This is a genomic window from Collinsella sp. TF05-9AC (assembly GCF_003438495.1).
Taxonomy (GTDB): domain Bacteria; phylum Actinomycetota; class Coriobacteriia; order Coriobacteriales; family Coriobacteriaceae; genus Collinsella.
The window spans coordinates 1-1,267 of the sequence record NZ_QSSH01000067.1; the positions used below are offsets into that span (position 1 = coordinate 1).

The following is a 1,267-nucleotide window of genomic DNA, read 5'->3' on the forward strand; positions in this document are numbered from 1 at the left end:
CTTAGAGGTCCTCGCGCCAGAAGGGCATGCTCATGCAGCGCGGGCCGCCGCGGCCGCGGGAGAGCTCGGCGGAGGGCACGACGAGAAGGTCCAGGCCCTCCTTGTACAGCACGTCGTTGGTGACGGTGTTGCGGGCGTAGACGCAGATCTTGCCGGGCTCGACGCACAGGGTGTTGGAGCCGTCGTTCCACTGCTCGCGGGAGGCCGCGATCGGGTCGCCGCCGCCGCAGGGGATCAGCTTGACCTGGTCGACGCCGGTGGCGTCCTCCAGGACGTGCTCGAGGGTGTCCTCGATCAGGCGGATGTTCACGTCGCCCGGGTTCTTGCCGGCGGTCAGCTCGTAGACGCGCAGGGTGCCCATGATGGCGGGGTGGATCGTGAACTTATCGACGTCGATCTGGGTGAAGACCGTGTCGAGGTGCATGAAGGCGCGCGAGACCGGGATGTCGAAGGCCAGGATGCGCTCGACCTTGGAGTCGGAGTTCCAGAAGATGTTCTGGGCCATGACGTCGATCGCGGCGGCCTGGGTGCGCTGGGAGATGCCGACGGCGAGGGTCTTCTCGTTGATGTTCAGCACGTCGCCGCCCTCGGTGTGGAACTGGCAGTCGCGGCGGAAGTACAGGGAGACGTCCTTGTAGTCGGGGTGGTACTTGAAGACGTACTTGCCGTACAGGGTCTCGCGGTTGCGGGTGACCGAGTACATGCGGTTGAGGTTGACGCCCTCGCCGACGACCGCGAACGGGTCGCGGGTGAAGTAGAGGTTGGGCATCGGGTCGATGATCAGGTCGGACTCGGACTCGGAGTTGACCAGGGAGTCGAGGGTCGTGGACGCCGTGAGGGGCATGTCGATCTCGGACTTGGTCATGCCGGCCATGGTCTTCTTGACGAACTCGAGGTTGTCCTCGATGGAGTCCAGCTTCTCGCGGACGATCTGCGGCATGTGCTGGCCGCGGATGCCGGCCTCGGCGATGTACTGGTCGGTGAACTCGGCGCGGGCGCCGGGGACCTGGTCGAACACCTCGGCGACGAGGTTCTCGAGGTAGAGGACCTCCACGCCCTGGTCCCTCAGGATCTGGGCGAAGGTGTCGTGCTCCTGCTGCGCGACCTCCAGGAACGGGACGTCGTCGAACAGGAGTCGCTCGAGCTCGTCGGGCGGCAGGTTGAGGAGCTCGTCGCCGGGACGGTGCAGGCAGACCTTCCTGAGCTTGCCGATCTCGGAAGGCACGTGCAGACCTTTCGTCATGGCCTCCTACCTTTCTTTCGGGCC

Annotated in this window: 1 protein-coding gene; it reads right to left on the reverse strand. The window is 65.5% G+C overall.

Translation table 11 applies throughout. The features are described 5' to 3' along the window. Window position 1: 1 nt before the first annotated feature. Entirely contained in the window at window positions 2-1,243 is a 1,242-nt protein-coding gene (arcA, locus tag DXC52_RS09865; RefSeq protein WP_006234281.1) for an arginine deiminase, read from the reverse strand. Window positions 1,244-1,267 lie beyond the last annotated feature (24 nt).

What these genes read in the sequence shown, in the direction of transcription:
- arcA (WP_006234281.1), bottom strand. Translation starts at nt 1,243, where the DNA reads ATGACGAAAGGTCTGCACGTGCCTTCCGAGATCGGCAAGCTCAGGAAG.